Raw genomic sequence first — 22,359 nt, forward strand, 5'->3', positions numbered from 1 at the left:
CCTCAGTCGCGGGCTTTGGCCGGCACGAAGGGCGAGGTCGGGTCGCTGGCGGGGAAGGTTTCTTCCAACGCCTCGTCCTGGTTTTCGCTCTCCCTGTCCTTGCGGCGCGCGCGGTCCTGCGGCGTCTCGGGTTCGTGCCGGTCATGGTCCTGGGGCAGGTCTTTGCGGTCGCGGCTCATGGTTGCCTCGTGGTGATGGGTGATAGCCGCTTCTTTAGCCTTGGCGACGTTGTTTCCGCGTGACTGGTTGCCGGGCCTGCGCCCGGTGGGCTCGGGCCAGGAATCGCAGCGCGGCGGTTTCCCACTGGCGCGCCCCGCGTGCACGCAATGCGGCGCGCGCCAGGCTGCCGTCCTGCCAGCCGTCGAATACGCAGGGGTCGATATAGGAGCTGCGGCAGACCGCCGGCGTGTTGCCCAGCGTCTGCGCGACCTCGACCACCACCTGCTGCTGCAGCCGCGCCAGGGCGGCTTCGCTGGCGTCGTCGGGCGGGGGCGTGGCCGCGAGCAGCCGGAACGCGGCCAGGGTCGCGCCCCAGGTGCGGAAATCCTTGGCGGTGAACGGTGCGCCCATTTTTTCGCGCAGATAGGCGTTGACCATGCTGGAGTCCACCGGCTGCGAACCGCCGTCGTCGCCGCTGTACTGGAACAGGTGCTGGCCCGGCAGCTGGTGCAGGGTGCGCACCATGCGCGCAAGCCGCCGGTCGTCCAGCTCGACCTCGAGTTGTTTGCCGCCCTTGCCCTTGAACTGCAGCCGCAGCGCACCCCGCTGGAAGCGGGCGTGGCGGCTGCGCAACGTGGTGAGGCCAAAGGACCCGTTGTCGCGCGCGTAGCCGGCGTTGCCTACGCGCAGCAGTGTTTCGGAAAGAATCCGCACCACGACCGCCAGCACTTTTTCGCGCGGGAATCCTGGCAGCGCCAGGTCGCTGCGCAGTGATCGCCGCAAGCGCGGCAGCGCCTTGGCGAAGTCGGGCAACCGCTCGAACTTGCCGGTATCGCGGAAGCTTCGCCAGTGGGCGTGGTAGCGGTACTGCTTCCTGCCGCGAGCGTCGCGCCCGGTGGCCTGGAGGTGCCCGCGCGGGGAAGCGCAGATCCAGACATCCTGGTAGGCGGGCGGGATCGCCAGCGCGCGGATGCGGTCGAGGGTCGCGGCGTCCCTGATCGCGCGTCCATCCGGATCGAGGTAGCGGAAGCCGCGCCCGCAGCGCAAGCGGCGGATGCCGGGTGCGCAGTCGCTGACATGGCGCAGCCCGGCTTCCGCGGCTTCGGCTGCGTCCGCTGCTGCGGACAGTGGCTGCATGTCGGCGGGGTCCGTGGTGCGTGTCGTGGCCATGCGTGAAAACTACGGTCAGCCGGTGATTGGGCGATGAACCTGCCCGGGGCCGTGCGGCCTCACGCCTCCTTCCCGCGTCGGCGCGCACCGTCTGCCAACCCATCCTGCAGAACGACGGAGGCCGACATGACCCGCGACAGCACCCCCGAGGACAAGCGCCACGACACCGGCAAGCCCGAGCGGGAGGAGCGCTCCTACGCGCACGGAAGCGGCGATCGCAACGCCTGGTCGCCCACCGGTGACAAGGGCCGCATGCCCCGCCATGAAGGCGGCACCCAGCGCGACGCGCCACCCGAGCCATCGGGCGGCGCTGGCGATGATTGAGTGCCGCTGCGTGCGGCAGGGAACGTACGGACTGCGCCTGGCATGAACGCCGGAAAGCAGGCGTGATCGACGTGATCGTGGTGGGTGGTGGGCCCGCGGGGCTGACCGCGGCCACCTACCTGCACCGCTTCCACCGCTCCTGCCTGGTGCTGGATGCCGGCGAGAGCCGTGCGCGCTGGATCCCGGAGAGCAACAACTGTCCGGGCTTCCCGCATGGAGTGTCAGGGAACGAGCTGCTGCGGCGCATGCGTGAACAGGCGGGCGAAGTCGGCCTGCTGACCGAACAGGCCATGGTGGACGGCATCGCGCCGCTGGATGCCGGCTTCCAGGTCACCGCCGACCGGCGCCGCTGGCGTGCGCGCAAGGTGATTCTCGCCACCGGCGTGACCGACCGTCTGCCCGACGGCTCTTGGGTGGCAGCAGCGATCGCTTCCGGCGCGCTGCGCCTGTGTTCGGTCTGCGATGCCTACGAGGCCAGCGACCTGGTGATCGGGGTCCATGGTCCGGCCGACGCGGTTGGCAGCCACGCGCTGTTCCTGCTGGGGTATTCGGACTCGGTCCGCGTGCTGCCAACCGACGGCGGCGATGGCGGCGACGCCGGACGCAAATCGCGCGAGGCCGGCGCCGAGTGGCTCCCGGGCGGCGGGCGCCTGGCCTTCGATGGCGAAAAATGCAGCTACGTCCCGCCGGAGGGCGCGCCGATCACGCTGGACACCGTCTATGCGTATCTGGGTTCCGATACCAGCGCGGGCATCGCCGCCGCGGCCGGTGCCGTGCTGACGGCGGAGGGCGGGATCATCGTGGATGCCGACCAGCAGACGAGGCTGGCGGGCCTGTACGCGATCGGTGACGTCGTCAGCGGCCTCAACCAGATCTCGGTGGCCGTGGGGCACGCGGCGATCGCGGCCACCCACGCGCACAACGCACTGCCGTTCGTGCGTCGCGAAAAACAAAAAACCCCGCTTTCGCGGGGTTTCCTGTCATCAACCTAATGATGGTGCCCAGAAGAGGACTCGAACCTCCACGGAGTTGCCCCCGCTAGCACCTGAAGCTAGTGCGTCTACCAATTCCGCCACCTGGGCAGGTGGGCGCGTATGGTGCAGCGCGGCGACGATCCTGTCAACGGTCGACATGCGAATCGATGCACACGGATGCAAAACCATGGGCACGGGACGTCCACGGCGCCCGCGTACAATTGCCCGATGACAAATATTGCAGACAAGGGCGGCAGCGGCCGCGACAGGACGCCTTCCAAGGCGACGACTGGCGGGGGCGCGCCGTCCAAAGGCGCGAAAGCCGCCGCCACCCCGCCCGGGAAGGGCTCGGCGCCAGCGCGCGCCGCCAAGAAAAAGCCGGCGGCACAGCCGGGCTGGATGCCCGATCCGGGCCTGCTGCGCGCGATGAAGCCGCGTGGCCCGGAGGCGCCGGTCGCACCTGCGGCTCCGACGCCGGCGCCGGAGCGCGCGAAGGAAGGCAGCCGCAAGCGCGGCGGCTTTGACGACCCGCAGGCGGCGCGCGAGGCGGGACGCTACGAGAACCCCATTGCCAGCCGCGAAGCGATCCTGCAAGTGCTGTCCGATGCCGACGGCCCGATGGACGCCGAGGCCCTCCAAGTGGCCCTGGGCCTGACCGAGCCGGAGCGCGCGGAAGCGCTGGACAAGCGCCTGGCGGCGATGCTGCGCGACGGCCAGGTGCTGAAGAACCGCCGCCGCGGCTTCGTGCCCGCGGCGCGGGCCGACCTTGTCCCGGGCACGGTGATCGCCAACCCGGAGGGCTTCGGCTTCCTGCGCCCGGAAAGCGGGGTGGGCGACGACCTGTTCCTGCCGCCCTTCGAGATGCGCAAGGTGATGCACGGCGATCGCGTGCTCGGCAGCGTCACCGGCGTCGACCGCCGCGGCCGCCGCGAAGGCGTGATCGTGGAGGTGCTGGAGCGCCGCGTCAGCCGGCTCATCGGGCGCTACGCGCTCGAGTCCGGGATCAGCTTCGTGGTGCCCGACGACCGCCGTATCCAGCGCAACATCCAGATTCCCGCCGACGCACGATTGGACGCGCGCGACGGCCAACTTGTGGTCTGCGAAATCGTCGCGCCGCCGGACAACCACCGGCCGCCGATCGGGCGCGTGCTGGCGATCCTGGGCGACAAGTTGACCGCGTCGATCGCGGTCGAAGCCGCGATCCACGGGCATGACATCCCGCACGAATTCCCGCCCGAGGTGCTCGACGCCGCGGCCGAGGTGCCGGTCGACGTCGACGCCGCCCAAGCCAACGGTCGCCTGGACCTGCGCAAGCTGGCGCTGGTCACCATCGATGGCGAGGACGCCAAGGACTTCGACGACGCGGTGTACTGCGAACCCAACCGCGACGGATTCCGCGTGATCGTCGCGATCGCCGACGTTTCGCATTACGTGCGCCCCGGGGAGCCGCTCGACGACGAGGCGCAGAAGCGCGCGACCTCGGTGTACTTCCCCGGCTTCGTGGTGCCGATGCTGCCGGAGACCCTGTCCAATGGCATCTGCTCGCTGAAGCCGCGCGAAGACCGCCTCTGCTTCGCCTGCGACATGCAGGTCGACCGCCGCGGCAACATGGTCTCGTATTCCTTCCACGAAGCGGTGATGCATTCGCACGCGCGCCTGACCTACAACCAGGTCTGGAACGCCGTCGGCGACGGCATCCCGGATGCCGACCGCGACGCTGCGCAGGCCTTCATCGGCCCACAGATGGAGCAGGTCAGGCATCTGCACCAGCTGTACAAGGTGTTCGAGAAGGCCCGCAAGCAGCGCGGCGCGATCGACTTCGAGACCTCCGAGGTGCGCTTCGTGCTCGGGCCGCAGGGCGAAGTCACCCAGGCCGGCATGATCCAGCGCAACGACGCCCACAAGCTGATCGAGGAGTGCATGATCGCGGCGAACGTGGCGGCCGCGCACGCGCTGCTCGCGTCCGGCATCCCGGCGCCGTTCCGCGACCACGACCGCCCGCCGGAAGGAAAGTACGCCGACCTGCTGGAGTTCCTGAAGGAGTTCCAGCTGCGCCTGCCGACCTGGCAGAAGGTGCATCCGAAGGACTACCGCAAGCTGCTGGAAACAGTGCGTGAGCGTCCCGACGCCGCGCTGCTGGAATCGGTGCTGCTGCGCAGCCAGTCGCTGGCGGTGTATTCGCCGGACAACATCGGCCACTTCGGCCTGGCGCTGGAGGCCTACGCGCACTTCACGTCGCCCATCCGCCGCTACGCCGACCTGCTGGTGCACCGTGCGATCAAGCATTCGCTCGTTGGCGGCAGTGCCGCGCAGTACAGGTACACGGCGCACGAAATGGCGACGCTCTCGCTGCAGTGCTCGGAGCGCTCGCGCCGCGCCGACGAGGCCCAGCGCGAGGTCGACGAACGCTATCGCGCGGCGTGGATGGAAGAGCACGTAGGCCGGGAATTCGACGGCGTGGTCAGCGGGGTCACCAGCTTCGGCCTGTTCGTGGAGCTGACCGAATCCAAGGTCAACGGCCTGGTACACGTGACCCAGCTGCCGAATGACTTCTACAACTTCGACCCGATCCGCAAGACGCTGACCGGCCAGCGCTCCGAGCGCGAGTACCGGCTTGGCGACGCGGTGCGCATCGTCGTGCTCAAGGCGAGCGTGGAAGAGTTGAAGATCGACTTCCGCCTGGTGGAGGAGGGCGTCCAGCAGGGCGGTCCGGTGCCACCCGCCCCGCGCGGGCAGCCGGCGAAGCGGACCAAGAAAAAGTACTGAGGACGAAAGCCCGATGGGCAACAAGCAGAACCAGTGGATCGTCGGCATCAACGCCGTCGCATCGGCCGTGGAACACGATGCCGACAATGTGCGTGAAGTCCTCCTCGAGGCCGGCGCGAAAAATCCGCGTATCGGCACGATCGAAGAAGAGGCCCGTCGCCGGGGTATCGAAGTGCGTCGCGTCGCGCAGAATGCGCTGGACGGGGTCGCCGGCGGCCTGCGCCACCAGGGTGCGGTCGCGCGCTACGCCGCGGCGAAGACCTTCGACGAGGACGACCTGCCAGGGCTGGTCGAGGCCGCCGAAGGCCGCGCCTTGCTGCTGGTGCTCGACGGGGTGCAGGATCCGCACAACCTCGGCGCCTGCCTGCGCAGCGCCGCAGCCGCGGGCGTCACCGCGGTGGTCATCCCCAGGGACAAGGCGGTGCAGGTCAACGCCACCGTGCGCAAGACGTCCGCAGGCGCCGCCGACAGCATCGCGGTGGTGCGCGTGACCAACCTGTCCCGAACCCTGCGCGAGCTGCAGAAGCAGGGCGTGTGGATCTACGGCCTGGCCGGTGACGCGGGCGCGTCGCTCTACGGCATCGACCTGCGCGGCAACGTCGCCCTGGTGCTGGGCGGCGAGGGAGAGGGACTGCGTCGGCTCACCCGCGAACACTGCGACGAGCTGGTCGCGCTGCCGATGCCGGGCGCGACCGATGCCGGCGTCGACAGCCTGAACGTGTCCGTGGCCGCGGGCGTGTGCCTGTTCGAGGCCGTGCGTCAGCGGCTCTGACCGGCGCTGCTCGGTTCGTGTCGAAGAGCTTTTTGCCACGGATTTACGCGGATTGGCTGAGGCCAGCATCCGCTCCACGCCTTGGCCGGCTTTCTGATGCAGAAAGGCTCCCGGCAACAATCTGCCTTGGCTAAATCCGCGTAATCCGCGCAAATCCGTGGCTGAAAAAGCTCTTGCTCTATCCGCGTAAATCCGTGGCAAGGCTTTTCGCAGCCATAGCTGCTCCTACATGGCGTCGGGCGGGGGCTGATTGGCGGGCGGGGTGGCATGGCGGCCCCAGCCGTTGGCGATCGTGCAGAACAGCTGCGCGGTGCGTTCGGTGTCGTAGACGGCCGAGTGCGCTTCGTCGCTGTTCCATTCCATGCCCGCGGCCTGCACCGCGCGCGCTAGCACCGTCTGCCCGTAGGCCAGGCCGGCCATGGTCACGGTGTCGAACACGCTGAAGGGGTGGAAGGGATTGCGCTTGTGCTCGCTGCGCGCCACCGCGGCGTTGACGAAGTTGAGGTCGAAGTGGGCGTTGTGACCGACCAGGATCGCGCGCTGGCAGCCGTGCTTGCGCACCGCGGTGCGCACCGCGGCGAAGACGTGGTCCAGCGCGTCGCGCTCCTGCTTGGCGAAGCGGAACGGATGGTCGAGGTCGATGCCGGTGATCTGCAGCGACTTCGGATCGATGTCGGTGCCCGGTGCCGGGACGACGTGCGCGCTGGCGCCTTCGCCCAGGACGTAGCGGCCCTGGTCGTCGAGGTCGATCGGCATCACCGCGATCTCGAGCAGCGCGTGGCGGTTCCAGTCGAAGCCGCCGGTCTCGACGTCGACCACCACGGGCAGGTAGCCCCGGAAGCGCGTCGACATGGGGGCGATGGCGGGGGCGGCCGCGGAGGGCTGGGGCGGTGGCGTGGGCAGGGTGGTCACCGGCGCTAGTCTATCCGAGTGCGGGCAGCCGGCCCGGTGGCGGGTTCAGCTGCGCACGCCGGCGACGATGCCCTCGCCATGCCAGCGCACGAGCATCGCGCAGCCCTGGTCGATGAAGGCGGCGTCCGCGGGGCTGCCGGCTTCTGCCGCCAGCGCCTCCAGCTGGGCGCGGCCGTCCAGCCCGGGTGCCTCGTCCAGGCGCTGCAGCAGCCGCCAGGCCAGCGGGCTGGGCGCGTGGAAACGCACGCGGCCGTCGGCGCCGCGATGGAGCAGCAGCAGGGTCGGCTCGGGCGGCGGTTCGACCGGCAGCATGTCGGGCCCGATGCGGTGCACCGGCCAGGCGTAGGCCAGCGGCCACGCGAGCGGTGAAAGCAGGGGGCGCCCGGCCAGCAGCGCGGCCGCGACGTCGGTTCCGGGTGCATCAAGCCGGTCATGGGCGATCCCGTCCACGCGTGCCTCGCTGATCTGCAGGGCCAGCTCGATCCATTCGTAGTGCGCCAGCTCCGGCAGCCAGGGCTCGCGCCCGCCGCCGGTTTCAAGGTAGCGCAGGAATTCCCGCGGCAGCTCGGGGAACAGCGGGGTGCGACAGCCGTGGTCGCGGTAGAAGTCGCGGACCAGGGCGGGCCAGGCGTCACCGCGGATGCGGCGGATCACCGGGAAATTGCCCGCCAGCAGTCGCGAGACGTTGTTGAAGAACAGGTCGCGATAGACCTGCATCCTGCGCGCGTCGATGCCGGGCGGCGCTGGATGACGGTCGGGATCGCGGATGTGGGCGGTGAAGGCGTCCTGCTGCGCGCGCAGCGCGTCGTTGGCGGCGAGGCCGCCCGGGCCCGTCACCGCTGCGGCGGCGGTGCCCGCCCCGCCGGGAGCGCTGTGGTCAGGCCACACGACGGACCGCCGGTAGAGCGGCAAGGCGCCCACGCACGATGTCGAGCTCGCCCAGCAGCTCGTCGAACGGCGGGAAGTCGAAGTCGCGCTCGAGCAGCGTGGGCCGCGGACCGAACAGGGCATAGGCCTCAGACAGCAGCGCCCAGACCGGGTCGGCCACCGCCGCGCCATGCGTATCGATCTTGAGCCCGGGCGCCTCATCGCGATGGCCGGCGACGTGGACACAGGCGATCCGCTCGCCCGGCAGTCCGCGCAGGAAGGCGAACGCGTCGTAGCCATGGTTGGTGGCGTTGACCACGATGTTGTTCACATCCAGCAGCAGATCGCAGTCGGCTTCGGCAAGCACGGCGTTGACGAACTCGAGCTCGGTCAGTGGCCGTGTTCCGGCATCCAGGGGAATGCTTGCGTAGTACGAGATGTTCTCCACCGCGATGCGCCGGCCGAGGATGTCCTGGGCACGGCGGATGCGCGCGGCCACGTGCCGCACCGCTTCGTCGCTGAAGGGCAGGGGCAGCAGATCGTAGAGCTGGCCAAGGCTGTCGCCGCAGGCGCTGAGGTGCTCGCTGTAGAGCGGCGCACGATGCGCATCCAGGAAATGGCGCAGCTGGTGCAGGAAGGGCTCGTCCAGCGGCGCGGGGCCGCCGAGCGACAGCGACAGGCCGTGGCATGCGAGCGGATGGCGCGAAGCGAGCTCGGCGAAGGCCTCGCCCGGCGCGCCGCCGACGCCGATCCAGTTCTCGGGCGCGGCTTCGAGGAAATCGAAGCTGCCCGGCGGCGCGGCGCGCAGCTCGGGCAGCAGGGCGCGGCGCAGGCCGAGGCCGACGGCGCGCGGGTGCAGCGGGACGTCCATGGCCGGCGGGTGCGCGGCGGGTGGCCGCGCATCCGGATCAGCCATGGCTCAGGCCACGCCGCCGCAGGCGCCGGAGCCGCCGCACTTGCCTTCGCCGCACTTGCCCTCCTGCGCGGCCTTGTCGGTATCGGCGTCCGCGTCGGACCCGGCCTTCTTCGCTGCGTGGTGGGCGTCGTGCTCGGCCTTGTCGACGAAGCCGTCGCCGTTGCCGTCCATCGCGCTGAAATAGGACGCGTCCTTTTCGGGATGGCTGGCGGCGAACTCCTCGGCGGAGATGCGGCCGTCGCCGTCGCTGTCGGCGTGGGACATGCCGCAACGGCCTTCGCCGGCCTTGGCATCGGTCTTGGCATCGGTGGCGGCTTCAGTGGCGGCCGCGTCCTGGCTGGCTGCGGTGCCGGATACCATGTAGCCGCTGGCGAGCGGGGTCATCGCGAATGCGGCGCCGGAAAGCGCGAGGCCGCCAAGCGTGGCGGCTACCGCAAGGGCGACGGGCTTTGCAGGGGACTTCGACATGCTGGCGTTCTCCTGTTCCGCGGCGGGAGGCCGCAGGAGCGCCAAGTATGCCGCAGCGCGCACGGTGCAGTGCAGCAGCGGTGCGGGTGCCGGATTCAGGCCTGGGTGTTGGTGTCGTCGGCCTTTTCGCGCGGCGGCAGGTTGTCGTCGCCATAGGCCACGAACCAGATGTTCTCGGCGATATTGGTGGCGTGGTCGCCGATGCGCTCGAGGTTCTTGGCCATGAACAGCAGGTGGGTGCAGCCGGTGATCGCGCGCGCGTCTTCCATCATGTAGGTCAGGAGTTCGCGGAACAGGCGGGTGTATTCGGCGTCGAGCGCGGCGTCGGTGTCGCGGACCACCTGCGCCGCCTCGGGATCGTGGGTGCGGTAGGCCTCGAGCACCCTGCGCACCTGGCGCACGGCCAGCGCGCCGAGGTGGGCCAGCCCACCGGCGACCGGCAGCGCCGGCGCCTGGTTGAGCGCGATCGAGCGCTTGGCGATGTTGGCCGCGTAGTCGCCGATGCGTTCGATGTCGGAGACGATGCGCAGGGCCGCCAGCACTTCGCGCAGGTCGCGCGCCAGCGGGCCGCGCAGCGAGAGCTTCATGACGTCCTGGCTGACCACGCGCTCGATGTCGTCGATGGTTTCGTCGTTGGCGACGATATGGCCGGCCGCGCGGTCGTCGCGGCGCTCGACCACGTCGAGCGCGGCCTCGAGCTGCGCCACTGACAGCTCGCCCATGCGCAGGATCTCGCCGATCAGGCGCTCGCGCTCTTCGTCGTGGCTGCGAACGATATGGTCGTGGGGCTGGTTGTTCATCCGAATCGTCCGGTGATGTAGTCCTCGGTCTGGCGCTTCGAGGGATTGGAGAAAATGGTCTCGGTGCTGTCGTGTTCGACCAGGTCACCAAGGTACATGAAGGCCGTGTAGTCCGAGACCCGCGCGGCCTGCTGCATGTTGTGGGTCACGATGACGATGGTGTAGTCGAGCTTCAGCTCCTCGATCAGCTGCTCGATGCGGCTGGTCGAGATCGGGTCCAGCGCCGAGGTCGGCTCGTCGAGCAGCAGCACCTCCGGGCGCAGGGCGACGGCACGGGCGATGCACAAGCGCTGCTGCTGGCCGCCGGACAGGCCGAGCGCACTCTGCCCGAGCTTGTCCTTGACCTCGTCCCAGAGCGCACCCTGGCGCAGCGCGGATTCCACGCGATCGTCCATGTCCGCCTTCGATACCTTCTCGTGGTGGCGGATCGCGTAGGCGATGTTCTCGTAGATGGTCATCGGGAACGGCACCGGCTTCTGGAACACCATGCCGACCTTCGAGCGCAGGCGGTTCATCGCATACTTCGGCGACAGGATGTCCTCGCCGTCGAGCAGGATGCTGCCGGTGGCCACCTGGCCCGGGTACAGCGCGTAGATGCGGTTGAACACGCGCAGGAGCGTCGACTTGCCGCAGCCCGACGGTCCGATCAGCGCGGTCACGCGCTTCTCCGGGACGTCCATCGCCACGCCCTTGATCGCGTGGAACTTGCCGTAGTGGAAATCGAGGTCGCGGACCGACAGCTTGACCGGCGCCGGCGGTGCAGCGGCACGACGCGGGGTCGTGGTGGACAGCGTGGCGCGTCCGTGCTCGGCGGGGGCGTGGTTGGCATTCATCGGCAGGATCCGGAAAAGGTCGAAGTCATGGAATCAATCATTGGTGATGCGGTTCCGCGCCAGCACCGCGCGCGCGCCGAGGCTGATCAGGAGCACGAAGGCGGTGAGCACCAGCGCGCCGGCCCAGGCCAGGTCCTGCCAGCTTTCGTAGGGGCTGCCGGCGAACTGGTACATCACCACCGGCACGCTGGCCATCGGCTGCATGATGTTGCTGTTCCAGTACAGGTTGCCGAAGGCGGTGAACAGCAGAGGCGCGGTCTCGCCGCTGATCCGGGCCAGGGCCAGCAGGATGCCGGTGACGATGCCAGCCGACGCGCTGCGGTACAGCACCTGCACGGTCACCTTCCACTGCGGCACGCCAAGCGACAGCGCAGCCTCGCGCATCTGCGTCGGCACCAGCCGCAGCATCTCGTCGGTGGTGCGCAGGACCACCGGCAGCACGATGAAGGCCAGCGCCACCGAACCCGCCAGCGCCGAGAAGCCGCCGCCGCCGTACATCACTAGCAGGGTGTAGACGAACAGGCCGAGCACGATCGAGGGCGCCGACAGCAGGATGTCGTTGACGAAGCGCACGACCGTGGCTGTGCGGCTGTTGGCGCCGTACTCGGCAAGCCAGGTGCCTGCGGCCACGCCGAGCGGCGCGCCGATCAGGATCGCCAGCCCGCACATCACCGCCGAGCCGAACAGCGCGTTGCGCAGGCCGCCCTCGGCCATCGGCGGCGGGGTGTCGCGGGTGAACAGGCTGACGTTGATGCCGCTGATGCCCTTGGACACCAGGGTCCACAGGATCCAGGCCAGGAACACCAGGCCGATCACCGCCGCCACGCACGACAGCGAAAGCGTGACCGCGTTGATGATGCGGCGGCGGATGTACAGCTGCCGCGCGCCGCGCGCGACGGGGCTTGCGGCGGCCATCAGTTGCCCTCCTTGCGTGCCAGCCGCGCCAGCATCAGCCGCGCCAGCGACAGCACCACGAAGGTGACGATGAACAGTACGAAGCCCAGCAGCAGCAGCGCGGAACGGTAGGTGTCGGTTGCCTCGCCGAAGTCGTTGGCGATCAGCGCGGCGATGGTGGTGCCGGGCTCGAGCAGCGACGGCGTCAGGCGCACGCTGTTGCCGACCACGAAGGCGACGGCCATGGTTTCGCCCAGCGCACGGCCCAGGCCGAGGAAGATGCCGCCGATCACCGCGGAGCGCGTATAGGGAAGGACAATGTCCCAGCACACTTCCCAGCGCGTGGAGCCGAGCGCGTACGCCGACTCCTTGAGCCGCGTGGGCACGGTCAGGAACACCTCGCGCATCACCGAGGTGATGAAGGGCACCACCATGATCGCCAGCACCAGGCCGGCGGTGAGGATGCCGATGCCCAGCGGCGGGCCGCGGAACAGCATGCCCAGGCCCGGCACGTTGCCCAGGTGCTCGTTGAGCCAGGGCGTGACGTGCGTGGTCATCACCGGCACCAGCACGAACAGGCCCCACATGCCGTAGATGATCGACGGGATGCCGGCCAGCAGTTCGATCGCCGCGCTCACCGGCCCGCGCAGCCAGCGCGGCGCGACCTCGGTCAGGAACACCGCGATGCCGAAGCTGATCGGCACCGCGAGCAGCATCGCGATGATGGCCGTGACCACGGTGCCGTAGATCGGCGCCAGCGCACCGTAGCGGTTCTCGACCGGGTTCCACTCCGCCGAGAGGAAGAACGACAGGCCCTGCGACTGCAGGGCCTCGCGGCCGCCCCAGAGCATCGACAGCGCGGCGCTGGCCAGCGCCAGCAGCACGAAGACCACGGTGCCGACGAGGGCGTAGCGGAACCAGCGGTCTGCGCGCGCGTCGCGCAGGTCGCGTTGGCCGGAGGTGTTGGCGGGCAGGGTGGAAGCGTTCATCGGCGTCCCGGAGCTGTGGGGTGCCCGCCGCGGCTGCGGCGGGCGCGGAGGCCTCAGTTGAACTCGGCGGCCCAGTACGCCTCGACCTGTGCCACGAGTTCCTCCGGCAGGGGCACGTAGTGGAGCTCGCTGGCCTGCACCTGGCCGGATTCGAAGGCCCACTTGAAGAAGTCACGCGCCGCCTGGCTGCGCGCAGGATCCGCCGGCTGCCTGGGCATCAGCATGAAGTTGGTGGCGGTGATCGGCCACGCGTCCGCGCCCGGGGCATCGGTGATCACCAGGTTGAAGTCACTGGCCGAAGCCCAGTCGGCGGTGCGCGCCGCGGCGGCGAAGCTTTCCGCGCTGGGCTCGACGAAGTTGCCGGCCGCGTTCTGCATCGATGCGTAGGGCATGGTGTTCTGCAGCGCGTAGGCAAGCTCGACATAGCCGATCGCGCCCTTGATCTGCTGCACGTACGAAGCCACGCCTTCATTGCCCTTGCCGCCGACGCCCAGCGGCCAGGCGACCGAGGTGCCTTCGCCGACCTGCTGCTGCCACTCGGGGCTGACCTTGGACAGGTAGTTGGTGAAGTTGAAGCTGGTGCCCGAGCCGTCGGAGCGGTGGACGATGCTGATCTTCGCGTCCGGCAGGGCCAGGCCCGGGTTGACCGCGGCGATTTCCGCGGCGTTCCAGTTCGCGACCTTGCCCAGGAAGATGTCGGCAAGCAGCGGGCCGGTGAGCTTCAGCTCGCCCGGCGCGAGGCCGTCGACGTTGACCACGGGCACCACGCCGCCGATCGCCGAGGGGAACTGGACCAGGTCGGCCTCGACCAGCTCTTCGGTGGACAGTGGCTTGTCGCTGGAGCCGAAGTCGACGGTGCCCTGCTTGACCTGGGCGATGCCGCCGCCGGAGCCGATGGACTGGTAGTTGACCTGCTTGCCGGTGGCGGCGTTGTAGTCGGCGGACCACTTCGACACCAGTGGGTAGATGAATGAGGCGCCGGCACCCGACACCTGGTTGGCGCCGCCGTTGCCGACGGCCGCGGGTTCGCTGCCGGACGGCTGGCAGGCGGCGGCGAGCAGGGCCGTGGCGAGCGCAATGGAGGCGAGACGCAGCTTGGAAGGAGTCATGGCGGGGATTCCGTTGTGGGCAGGCGCCGTGTTCGGCGTACGCACATTGGATGATGTTTTTGTGACAGCTTCATGACGGCTGCCCCGCAACCTGAACGCCATCGTCGGGCGCAGAAAAAAAAGCCGGGCCCATCGGGCCCGGCAAGCAGCGCAAGTATCTGGAGAGGAGGAGGGGCTCGGCGGCCGGCTACATCGCGCAGTGGCGACGCGACCAGGACGCGGCCTGGGCACCATTCCAGCGCCGGGCGGTGACCCGATGATGTCGAAGCGGTGACGGTCCGGTGACAGCCGGGCCGGGAGACGGCCTCAGTAGCTGCGGCACTGCCGGAAGCGGACGGCGCGGCCGCTGTCGTGTGGCGGCGTGAGCTGGATCCGCGACGAGGCCAGCGCCGGATAACGCTCCACCAGCGGGCAGATGGCCACGAAAGGGTCGTCTTCGTTGCCGGAGACGAAGACTTCGAGCGTGGAGCTGCTGGTCCAGAAGGCCCTGGATATTCCGGGCAGCGTCGCGATGGTGGTGGCCAGCTGCCGGCGCTCCGCCTGGAGCGCAGCGGCATCCGGCTCGGCCGTCGGGGTGGCCCCTTCCGCGGCCGCCGGATCGGCGGGTGCATCCGCAGGGACGACTGCGCCGGGAGTCGCGACGCTAGCGGGTAGCCCTGGCGCGGGTAGCAGGCTGAAGACCGCCACGCCTGCGATCAGGGCCAGCAGCCAGCCTGCCAGGCTGCGCTCGCGCGCGCGCTTGGCGGATGCCTTTTCGATCGGAGCAAGTGTCGGCGCCGGCACCAGCGGCCGGAGTTCGGGCCACAGGGTCGCGCCGTCCATCAGCTCGACCGCCTGGCCATGCGCAGTCCGGCGGGCGTCGTCGTCGATACGCCCCTGCGTGACCAGCAGTCCGCCCACGGCACCGGCCAGGCCCATGGCCGCGGTCAGCTCGTTGACGGCGGCGCGCCCGAGCACGAATGCGCTGCCGTGCTTGGTCGACAGCAGCCAGTGCTCGCCGTTGCGGACCAGGGTGTGGTCACTCTCGCCGGACGGAGCTTCGCGGTCCACCAGGCGGTGGTATCCGCGGCGCGACAGGGCTTCGAGCACGATGCGGATGAATTCGCGCCATGACATCGCCGAGAGCGCGGTGATCCCGGCGGCGGTTTCGTCACGGCGGCGCAGCGGGCCATGCGCCAGCCAGGTGGCGGCCGCGCCGATCGCAAGCACGACGACGATTGCAAGCGCCCATTTCAACATGTGTTCCGCCCCTGTCCCTGGAACGCCAAGGATAGACGCACCCGCGCCTGGTTGGCGGCCGGCGTGCCGCGCTCAGCCGAAGTGCTTGCCGAGCACGCGGCGGATTTCCGACTCGATCGGGCCCTGCATCGCCGCGAACAGGAAGCCGAGCTGCGCGGTGACCCGGACTTCGCCCGGATGCAGCGCGATGGCGCCGTCCACGCCCGCGCGGCTGAAGCCGAGCACGTCGCCCTGCCACCGGCAGTCCACCCCGAAGCGCTCGACGAGCTTGTCGGCGACCTGCTGCACGGCGTCGCGCGCGCTCGCCATGGACAGCTGGTGCGGGTGGTGGATGTCGATGTCGGCCATGACGTACTCCGTGTGCGTGGGCCGACATTCTGGATGCGACGGCGGCTCGATCCAAGCGTGGCGCGTGATAGATTCCACCGCGCATGGACACTCTCAGGCTGCGCTTCGATCCCACCGGCGACGACTACCCGTTGACCGTCGGCGTGCACGGCATCGGGCGAGCCGGTGGCGATGCCACGCTCGGCCCGGTGCCGGACGCCGCCATCGTGAACTTCTGCGTCGACCGCCGCGGCGTCTGGCTCACCGTCCCCGAAGGCACGCGCGGCGTGCACGTCAACGGCCGCCCGGTGCAGCGCATGGCGATGCTGCGCGTGGGCGACGCGGTGTTCGTGGACGGCATCGGCATGCGCCTGGTCGCACCGCAGCCGCCGCGGCAGCCGGACGGCGGTTTCGGCGACAGCACCGGCGAGGCTGGCGACGTGCGCATCGTGCTGCGCGGGGTCGGCGGCCATTACCACGGGCGCAGCTTCACGCTTGAGCGCCCGCGCCTGGTCGGACGGGCACCCGAGGCTGACATCCGCATCGACGAAGCCGCGTTTTCCGAGCGCCATGCCCGCCTGGAGATGCTGCGGGGCGAAGTGGTGCTGCGCGACCTTGGTTCGGCCGAGGGCAGCCAGGTCAACGGTGAGCCGGTGCGCGACGCGATGCTGCGCCCGGGCGACCAGGTGGTGTTCGACGCCCACCATCGCTTCGTGCTCGAGGCGCCGTCCGGTGCGCGAGGGGATTCCAGGGCCGAGCTGGCTCCCGCCGAGGCGCCGGTGGCGGGCGAGCGCGGCGGGGCCATGCATTTGCCATGGTTGCTGGTCACGGCCGTGGTGCTGGCGGGACTGCTGGCGCTACTGCTGCTGTTCGGTACCGGCTGAAGCCCGGGCCCGCGACGGCGACGCGCTGCGCCGGCGCCGCCAGGCAAACCGCCATCCCAGCAAGGTGGCGAGGATCGCCGCATACAGCAGCGGTTCGCGGACATCGGATTTCACCACCCACCAGAAATGCAGCACCGCAAGCGTCGCGATCACGTAGACCAGGCGATGCAGCCGTCCCCAGTTCCTGCCCAGCCGCCGCATCCAACCGCGGGTCGAGGTCAGTGCAAGGGGCACCAGCAGCAGCCAGGCCGCGAAGCCCACCGTGATGTAGGGCCGCTTGACGATTTCCACCAGCACCTGCGCCCACCAGCCACGCAGGTCGAGCACCAGGTAAGCACTGAAGTGCAGGCTGGCGTAGGCGAAGGCGTACAGCCCCAGCATGCGCCGGAAGCGCATCGGCAGCGGCTGCTGCAGGAGCTGGCGCAGTGGCGTCACTGCCAGTGTGGCGAGCAGCAGGCGCAGCGCCCACAGCCCGAGCTCGTGTTCGATCGCGGCCACCGGATCGGCACCGAGTGCGTCGATGTTCGCGCCGCTGCCGACCTGCCAGGCCTGCCAGCCGAGCAGCGCCAGCGGCGTCAGCGCGAGCGCGTGGACGCCGGCCTTGGCCGCGACCAGGCCACGGCCGCTGCGCGGAGCATTCCGCGCTCCAGTCGGCGTGTTCAATACCAGCGTGCCAGGTCCATGCCCTGGTACAGCGAAGCGACCTGCTCGGCGTAGCCGTTGAAGGGGCGCGTGGCGATGCGGTCGGCGAACAGCCGGTTGCCGTCGCCGGCGATCCGGCGTTCGCTCGCCTGGCTCCAGCGCGGGTGGTCGACGGCCGGATTGACGTTGGCGAAGAAGCCGTACTCACGCGGCTGCATATCGTTCCATGCGGTGTCGGGAGCCTTGCGGGTGAACTTGATCGCGACGATCGACTTGATGCCCTTGAAGCCGTACTTCCATGGCACCACCAGGCGCAGCGGTGCACCGTTCTGCTGCGGCAATGGCTTGCCGTACATGCCCGTGGCCAGCAGCGCGAGCGGATGCATGGCCTCGTCGATGCGCAGGCCCTCGCGGTAGGGCCAGTCGATGATCGGCGCGCGCACGCCCGGCATCTGCCGCGGGTCGGCGAGGCTGGTGAAAGCGACGTACTTCGCGTCCGAGGTCGGCTCGAAGCGTTTGAGCACTTCGCCCAGCGGCACGCCGAGCCAGGGGATGACCATCGACCAGCCCTCGACGCAGCGCATGCGGTAGGTGCGCTCTTCCGGCACCAGGCCCTTGAGCAGGGTCTCCAGCGGCACCGTGCCCGGGCGGGCGCATTCGCCAGAGACCGCCACCGACCACGGCGAGGTCACCAGCGTCTTGGCCGCGCGCGACGGGTCGGCCTTGCCGCTGCCGAACTCGTAGAAGTTGTTGTAGCCCGTGGCGTCTTCGTAGCGGGTCAGTGGCTCGTCGGTGTTGAAGCCGGTGCGCGCGCCGGCGGCACGCGGCACGTCGACCGGTGGCGGCGGCTCGGCGCCGCGGCAGCCGGCCGCGAGCAGGGCGGGCGAGAGTGCAAGCATCTGCAGCAGGCGGCGCCGGTCGCGGTAGACGGCCTCGTCGGTGAGTGGTTCGCCAGGAAGTCGCAAATGCCGGAAGCGGGACATGTCCGCATCCTTGCCGGGGGAGGGCCCATCCTAACGCCGGTCCGGTGATGCTGCGGTGCTGCATTGCGGCATACTTGATCTTCCATTCGTACCGTGAGGTCCAGCCATGTCGCGCGCCTACAACTTCAGTCCCGGTCCCGCCATGCTGCCGGAGCCGGTGCTGCTCCAGGCTCGGGACACGATGCTCGAATACGGCGACGCCGGCGCCTCGATCGTCGAAATCAGCCATCGCGGGCCTGAATTCATCGAGATCGCGGCCCGCGCCGAGGCCGACCTGCGCGAGCTGATCGGCATTCCGGACGACTACGCGGTGCTGTTCCTCCCGGGCGGCGCCACGGCGCAGCAGGCGCTGCTGCCGCTGAACTTCGCCGCCCCCGGGCAGCGCGCCGACTATGTGCTCACCGGCCACTGGGGCGCGATCGCCACCCGCCAGGCCGCGCCCTATGTCGATCTGAACGTGGCCGCGAGCAGCGAGGCCGACGGCTACCGCAGCATCCCGCCGGCCGGGGACTGGCGCCTGTCGGAAGACGCGGCCTATGTGCACGTCACCGCCAACGAGACCATCCACGGCGTCGAATTCCGGCCGCCGGTGCCGGGAGGCCACGCCTATCCGGATACCGGCAACGTGCCGCTGTTCGCGGACTTCAGCTCCAGCATTGCGTCCGAGCCGATCGACGTGTCGCGCTTCGGGGCGATCTATGCCGGCGCGCAGAAGAACCTCGGCCCGGTCGGCATCGGCGTGGTGATCGTGCGCCGTGAACTGCTGGAACGTGCCGGCCAGCCGCGCGCCGACATCTTCAACTACCGGTTGCAGTTGGCCGCGGATTCCATGCTCAACACGCCGCCGACCTGGAACTGGTACGTCGCCGGCCTGACTTTCCGCTGGATGCTCGAACAGGGCGGGGTGGAGGAGTTCGCACGCCGCAGCGAGGAGAAGGCGAAGCTGCTGTACGCGGCCATCGATGGCTCCGGCGGCTGGTACCGCAACGAAGTCGAGCCGGCCGTGCGCTCGCGCATGAACGTGCCGTTCTTCCTGCCTGACCCCGCGCTCGACGAGGCCTTCCTTGTCGAAGCGCGCGAGGCCGGCCTGATCGGCCTGAAAGGGCATCGCGTGGTCGGCGGCATGCGCGCATCCATCTACAACCCGATGCCACTGGCGGGCGTGCACGCGCTGGTCGATCACATGATGGATTTCCAGCGTCGACATGGCTAGGAACGACGACGAAGGCGCTGCCGGCGGGGCAGCGGCGAAGCCCGACCTCGCCGCGGTGCGTGCCCAGATCGACGGCATCGACCGTGAGATCCAGGCGCTGATCGCGGAACGCGCGCTGTTCGCGCGCCAGGTCGGCCGCGCCAAGGGCAGGCTGGCCGCCGCCATCGACTATTACCGGCCCGAACGCGAGGCGCAGGTGCTGCGGCGCGTCGTCGACCGCAACGACGGCCCGCTGGCCGACGACGTGTTGCTGCGCCTGTTCCGCGAAATCATGTCCGCATGCCTTGCGCAGCAGGAGCCGCTGAAGATCGGCTATCTCGGCCCCGAGGGCACGTTCTCGCAGCAGGCGGTGCAGAAGCACTTCGGGCACTCGGCGCTGGGCCTGCCGCTGGCCAGCGTCGAAGAGGTGTTCGACGAGGTTGCTTCAGGCGCCGCCGACTTTGGCGTGGTACCGGTGGAGAACTCGGGGCAGGGCACGATCCAGTCGACGCTCGACATGTTCCTGACCTCGCCGCTGATGATCTGCGGCGAGGTCGAACTGCGCATCCACCAGTACCTGATGTCGCGCACGGGGCGGATCGAGGATGTCGAACGGATCTATTCCCACGGACTGTCGCTGGCGCAAAGCAAGAACTGGCTGCGGCAGCACCTGCCTCTGGCGGAAAAATTCCCGGTGTCCAGCAACGCCGAGGGTGCGCGGCGCGCGCGCAACGCCGACGACGCGGCGGCGATTGCCGGCGAAAGCGCAGGCAAGGTCTACGGACTCAAGACGGTCGCCGGTCCGATCGAGGACCGCAGCGACAACACCACGCGTTTCCTCGTGGTCGGGCGCGCCGCGTTCCCGTCGTCGGGACACGACCGCACGTCGCTGATGGTGTCGATCCGCGACCAGCCGGGCGCCCTGTACAAGATCCTCGAGCCGCTGGCGCGGCACGGCGTCAGCATGAACCGCATCGAGTCGCGACCCTCCCACGGCGCGCTTTGGGAGTACGCGTTCTTCATCGACGTCGGTGGACACGTCGAGGAGTCGCCGCTGAGGGATGCGCTGGCCGAGATCGACGCATTCGCCGGCGACGTGCGGGTGCTGGGCTCGTACCCGGTCGCAGTGCCATGAGCGGTGGCGGAGTGGCGATGCCCGGGAACCAGCCGGGCTGGGTGGCCTCGCGCGGCAGGGCGCTGTCGGGCGAATTCGCCATGCCGGGCGACAAGTCGATTTCGCATCGCGCGGTGATGTTCGGCGCGCTGGCCGATGGCAGCTCACGCATCGACGGTTTCCTGGAGGGCGAGGACACGCGCGCCACCGCTGCGATCTTCAGCGCGATGGGCGTGCGCATCGAGACGCCGTCGCCGGCGTGCCGCGTGGTGCACGGGGTCGGCATCGACGGCCTGCAGGCGCCCGCCGGCGCGCTGGACTGCGGCAACTCCGGCACCGCGATGCGCCTGCTGGCCGGATTGCTGGCGGGCCAGCGCTTCGACACGGTGCTTTCGGGTGACGCCTCACTGTCACTCCGCCCCATGCAGCGGGTGGTGGCGCCGCTGCAGGCGATGGGTGCGGTGATCGTCTCCGTCGACGGCGAGCGGCCGCCGCTGCGCATCTCCGGCGGCATGCCGCTGCACGCGATCGCATACGAGCCGCCGGTGGCCAGCGCCCAGGTGAAGTCCGCGGTGCTGCTTGCCGGCCTCTATGCCGATGGCGAGACCACCGTCCGCGAGCCGCGGCCAACGCGCGACTACACGGAGCGCATGCTGGCCGCGTTCGGATGGCCGGTGCAGGCATCGGCCGGCGCGGTGCGGCTGAGCGGTGGGCATCGCCTGAGTGCGCGCGCGATCGACGTGCCCGGCGACTTCTCGTCCGCGGCGTTCTTCATCGTCGCCGCAACCCTGGTGCCGGGTTCGTCGCTGCTGCTGCGCTCGGTGGGGGTGGATCCCAGGCGCACCGGCCTGCTCGATGCGCTGCGCATGATGGGCGCCGACATCCGCGAGACTGATCGGCGCGCCGGTGCCTGCGGTCCGGTCGCGGACATCGCGGTGCGCCATGCGACGCTGCAGGGCATCGACCTGCCCGAGGCACTGGTCGCGGACATGATCGACGAGTTCCCGGTGTTCGCGGTGGCTGCGGCCTGCGCGCGCGGCACCACGCGCATACGCGGTGCCGCCGAGCTCAGGGTCAAGGAATCAGACCGCATCCATGCCATGGCCATCGGCCTGCAGGCGCTGGGCATCCGCGTGCGCGAGCTGCCCGACGGCATGGAGATCCAAGGCGGGTCGCTTGTCGGCGGTCGCGTGGACAGCGTCGGTGACCATCGCATCGCGATGTCGTTCGCCGTGGCGGCTCAGATGGCCGCGGGCGACGTCGTGATCGGTGACGTCGCCAACGTCGCGACATCCTTTCCCGGTTTCGAGGCGATGGTGCAGGCCGCGGGTTTCGGCCTGCACCAGGGCTGATGGCGCCTACTCGTCGTCGCGGCGGAAGGTCACCGGGACTTCGACGGTGCTCGAAACGGGTTCCCCACCGCTGATCGCCGGCTGGAACGTCCACTCCCTCACCGCTTCGATCGCGGCCAGGTCGAGATCACGTGATCCGCTGCGGCTCACGATCGTCACGTCCCCCGGCCGGCCGTCGGCACCGACCACGGCGCTCACCAAGACCGTGCCCTGCGCGCGGTCGCGGTAGGCCGCGGGCGGGTACACGGGCTGGACGCGGGTCAGCGGTTCCGCGACCCGGTCAGGAGTGGCTGCGGGTGCGGCGGGTCGGGGCTGCTCCCGCGCCTGGCGACGGGCATCGTCCGCCGCGCGTTCGCGCTCGGCCGCGGCGTCCTGGCCATCACCGATCTCCACAGCCGGTGGAGGCAGCGTTTCGGGCGCAGTGGTGACGCCGGCGCGCTGGCTGTAGATGAACCACCCGAACGCGAGCAGGGCCAGGAGCAGCACGATCCAGAGCAGCGGTGCGGCGGTCCTGCGCTCCGGCTCGACGGCGGGCGGCGGTTGGGGCGTCGGTGGGGGTGGGGGCGGGGGTGTGTTCGGATTCCGGTTCGGATCAGCCATGGACGGCTCCTCGTCTGCCTGCGCAGGTGCAGCAGCTGGAGGAAGCGTTCCACAAGCCAGGTCGCGGCCGTGT

Annotated in this window: 24 protein-coding genes and 1 tRNA gene; 8 read left to right on the forward strand and 17 right to left on the reverse strand. The window is 69.8% G+C overall.

The genetic code is table 11. From position 1 onward, the window contains the following. Positions 1-2 precede the first annotated feature (2 nt). Entirely contained in the window at positions 3-179 is a 177-nt protein-coding gene (locus ACW7GZ_RS12270) for a hypothetical protein (RefSeq protein ID WP_457002478.1), read from the reverse strand. 34 nt (positions 180-213) lie between these two features. Next, the gene (locus ACW7GZ_RS12275; RefSeq protein WP_457009444.1) at positions 214-1,329 is read right to left on the reverse strand and encodes a DNA topoisomerase IB; all 1,116 of its coding nucleotides are present in this window, start codon (positions 1,327-1,329) and stop codon (positions 214-216) included. A gap of 126 nt (positions 1,330-1,455) precedes the next feature. Here ACW7GZ_RS12275 and ACW7GZ_RS12280 point away from each other — a divergent pair, with 126 nt between their 5' ends. Together ACW7GZ_RS12280 and ACW7GZ_RS12285 are read left to right on the forward strand one after the other, a co-directional pair. Then, positions 1,456-1,653 carry a hypothetical protein gene (locus tag ACW7GZ_RS12280; RefSeq protein ID WP_457002482.1) on the forward strand — a complete coding sequence of 66 codons (198 nt, stop codon included), beginning with the start codon at positions 1,456-1,458 and terminating at the stop codon, positions 1,651-1,653. Positions 1,654-1,715: 62 nt separating this feature from the next. Next, positions 1,716-2,645: an NAD(P)/FAD-dependent oxidoreductase gene (locus tag ACW7GZ_RS12285; protein ID WP_457002484.1), complete on the forward strand. Its 930-nt coding sequence runs from the start codon at positions 1,716-1,718 to the stop codon at positions 2,643-2,645. Positions 2,646-2,648: 3 nt separating this feature from the next. Here the strand turns inward: ACW7GZ_RS12285 and ACW7GZ_RS12290 are convergent. Further along, positions 2,649-2,735: transfer RNA gene (locus ACW7GZ_RS12290), tRNA-Leu, on the reverse strand. A gap of 120 nt (positions 2,736-2,855) precedes the next feature. On the opposite strand from ACW7GZ_RS12290, the gene rnr reads away from it, so the two are divergent. Both rnr and rlmB read left to right on the forward strand, forming a co-directional pair. Beyond that, a complete protein-coding gene (rnr, locus tag ACW7GZ_RS12295; RefSeq protein WP_457009446.1) occupies positions 2,856-5,393 on the forward strand; it encodes a ribonuclease R in 2,538 nt (845 codons plus the stop codon). Positions 5,394-5,406: 13 nt separating this feature from the next. Continuing rightward, positions 5,407-6,165 (forward strand): 23S rRNA (guanosine(2251)-2'-O)-methyltransferase RlmB, encoded by a 759-nt coding sequence (gene rlmB, locus ACW7GZ_RS12300; RefSeq protein ID WP_457002487.1) that lies wholly within the window; start codon positions 5,407-5,409, stop codon positions 6,163-6,165. Positions 6,166-6,390: 225 nt separating this feature from the next. Here the strand turns inward: rlmB and rnt are convergent, their stop codons facing one another. The 11 genes from rnt to ACW7GZ_RS12355 form a co-directional block, all read right to left on the reverse strand. Further along, complete coding sequence (gene rnt / locus ACW7GZ_RS12305) at positions 6,391-7,017, reverse strand: ribonuclease T (RefSeq protein ID WP_457002890.1); 627 nt, start codon at positions 7,015-7,017, stop codon at positions 6,391-6,393. Between the two features lie 105 nt (positions 7,018-7,122). Next, entirely contained in the window at positions 7,123-7,965 is an 843-nt protein-coding gene (locus ACW7GZ_RS12310; protein ID WP_457002489.1) for an HvfC family RiPP maturation protein, read from the reverse strand. Further along, positions 7,955-8,860 carry an HvfB family MNIO-type RiPP peptide maturase gene (locus ACW7GZ_RS12315; RefSeq protein ID WP_457009448.1) on the reverse strand — a complete coding sequence of 302 codons (906 nt, stop codon included), beginning with the start codon at positions 8,858-8,860 and terminating at the stop codon, positions 7,955-7,957. Before ACW7GZ_RS12315 ends, ACW7GZ_RS12310 begins: the two co-directional genes overlap by 11 nt. Positions 8,861-8,863: 3 nt before the next feature. Beyond that, the gene (locus ACW7GZ_RS12320) at positions 8,864-9,328 is read right to left on the reverse strand and encodes an HvfA family oxazolone/thioamide-modified RiPP metallophore (protein ID WP_457002493.1); all 465 of its coding nucleotides are present in this window, start codon (positions 9,326-9,328) and stop codon (positions 8,864-8,866) included. A 95-nt stretch (positions 9,329-9,423) separates the two neighbouring features. Next, positions 9,424-10,128, reverse strand: coding sequence for a phosphate signaling complex protein PhoU (gene phoU, locus ACW7GZ_RS12325; protein WP_457002494.1), 705 nt, complete (start codon positions 10,126-10,128; stop codon positions 9,424-9,426). Further along, the gene (gene pstB, locus ACW7GZ_RS12330; RefSeq protein ID WP_457002496.1) at positions 10,125-10,961 is read right to left on the reverse strand and encodes a phosphate ABC transporter ATP-binding protein PstB; all 837 of its coding nucleotides are present in this window, start codon (positions 10,959-10,961) and stop codon (positions 10,125-10,127) included. The genes phoU and pstB overlap by 4 nt, the downstream gene beginning before the upstream one ends. A gap of 33 nt (positions 10,962-10,994) precedes the next feature. Then, positions 10,995-11,876 (reverse strand): phosphate ABC transporter permease PstA, encoded by an 882-nt coding sequence (pstA, locus tag ACW7GZ_RS12335; RefSeq protein WP_457002497.1) that lies wholly within the window; start codon positions 11,874-11,876, stop codon positions 10,995-10,997. After that, on the reverse strand, positions 11,876-12,844 hold the full coding sequence (gene pstC / locus ACW7GZ_RS12340; protein ID WP_457002499.1) for a phosphate ABC transporter permease subunit PstC: 969 nt from the start codon (positions 12,842-12,844) through the stop codon (positions 11,876-11,878). The genes pstA and pstC overlap by 1 nt, the downstream gene beginning before the upstream one ends. Positions 12,845-12,897: 53 nt before the next feature. After that, positions 12,898-13,953, reverse strand: coding sequence for a phosphate ABC transporter substrate-binding protein PstS (pstS, locus tag ACW7GZ_RS12345; RefSeq protein WP_457009450.1), 1,056 nt, complete (start codon positions 13,951-13,953; stop codon positions 12,898-12,900). Between the two features lie 306 nt (positions 13,954-14,259). Then, positions 14,260-15,192, reverse strand: a complete 933-nt coding sequence (locus ACW7GZ_RS12350; protein WP_457009452.1) for a restriction endonuclease — start codon at positions 15,190-15,192, stop codon at positions 14,260-14,262. A gap of 72 nt (positions 15,193-15,264) precedes the next feature. After that, positions 15,265-15,540: a polyhydroxyalkanoic acid system family protein gene (locus ACW7GZ_RS12355; RefSeq protein WP_457002505.1), complete on the reverse strand. Its 276-nt coding sequence runs from the start codon at positions 15,538-15,540 to the stop codon at positions 15,265-15,267. Positions 15,541-15,623: 83 nt separating this feature from the next. On the opposite strand from ACW7GZ_RS12355, the gene ACW7GZ_RS12360 reads away from it, so the two are divergent. Then, positions 15,624-16,403 (forward strand): FHA domain-containing protein, encoded by a 780-nt coding sequence (locus tag ACW7GZ_RS12360; RefSeq protein ID WP_457009454.1) that lies wholly within the window; start codon positions 15,624-15,626, stop codon positions 16,401-16,403. Here ACW7GZ_RS12360 and ACW7GZ_RS12365 read toward each other — a convergent pair. Next, on the reverse strand, positions 16,377-17,018 hold the full coding sequence (locus ACW7GZ_RS12365) for a protein-methionine-sulfoxide reductase heme-binding subunit MsrQ (protein ID WP_457002892.1): 642 nt from the start codon (positions 17,016-17,018) through the stop codon (positions 16,377-16,379). The genes ACW7GZ_RS12360 and ACW7GZ_RS12365 overlap by 27 nt on opposite strands. Before the next feature lie 44 nt (positions 17,019-17,062). Continuing rightward, positions 17,063-18,028: a protein-methionine-sulfoxide reductase catalytic subunit MsrP gene (msrP, locus tag ACW7GZ_RS12370; protein WP_457002508.1), complete on the reverse strand. Its 966-nt coding sequence runs from the start codon at positions 18,026-18,028 to the stop codon at positions 17,063-17,065. A 106-nt stretch (positions 18,029-18,134) separates the two neighbouring features. Here msrP and serC point away from each other — a divergent pair, with 106 nt between their 5' ends. The 3 genes from serC to aroA are packed head-to-tail and all read left to right on the forward strand — an operon-like array spanning position 18,135 to position 21,686. Next, positions 18,135-19,241 carry a 3-phosphoserine/phosphohydroxythreonine transaminase gene (gene serC / locus ACW7GZ_RS12375; RefSeq protein WP_457002510.1) on the forward strand — a complete coding sequence of 369 codons (1,107 nt, stop codon included), beginning with the start codon at positions 18,135-18,137 and terminating at the stop codon, positions 19,239-19,241. Next, entirely contained in the window at positions 19,234-20,355 is a 1,122-nt protein-coding gene (pheA, locus tag ACW7GZ_RS12380) for a prephenate dehydratase (protein WP_457002511.1), read from the forward strand. The genes serC and pheA overlap by 8 nt, the downstream gene beginning before the upstream one ends. Before the next feature lie 17 nt (positions 20,356-20,372). Next, on the forward strand, positions 20,373-21,686 hold the full coding sequence (gene aroA / locus ACW7GZ_RS12385) for a 3-phosphoshikimate 1-carboxyvinyltransferase (RefSeq protein WP_457009456.1): 1,314 nt from the start codon (positions 20,373-20,375) through the stop codon (positions 21,684-21,686). A gap of 6 nt (positions 21,687-21,692) precedes the next feature. On the opposite strand, the gene ACW7GZ_RS12390 is transcribed toward aroA, so the two are convergent. After that, positions 21,693-22,286: an energy transducer TonB gene (locus ACW7GZ_RS12390; RefSeq protein ID WP_457009458.1), complete on the reverse strand. Its 594-nt coding sequence runs from the start codon at positions 22,284-22,286 to the stop codon at positions 21,693-21,695. Between the last annotated feature and the right edge of the window lie 73 nt (positions 22,287-22,359).

Source organism: Luteimonas sp. A537, assembly GCF_054052065.1.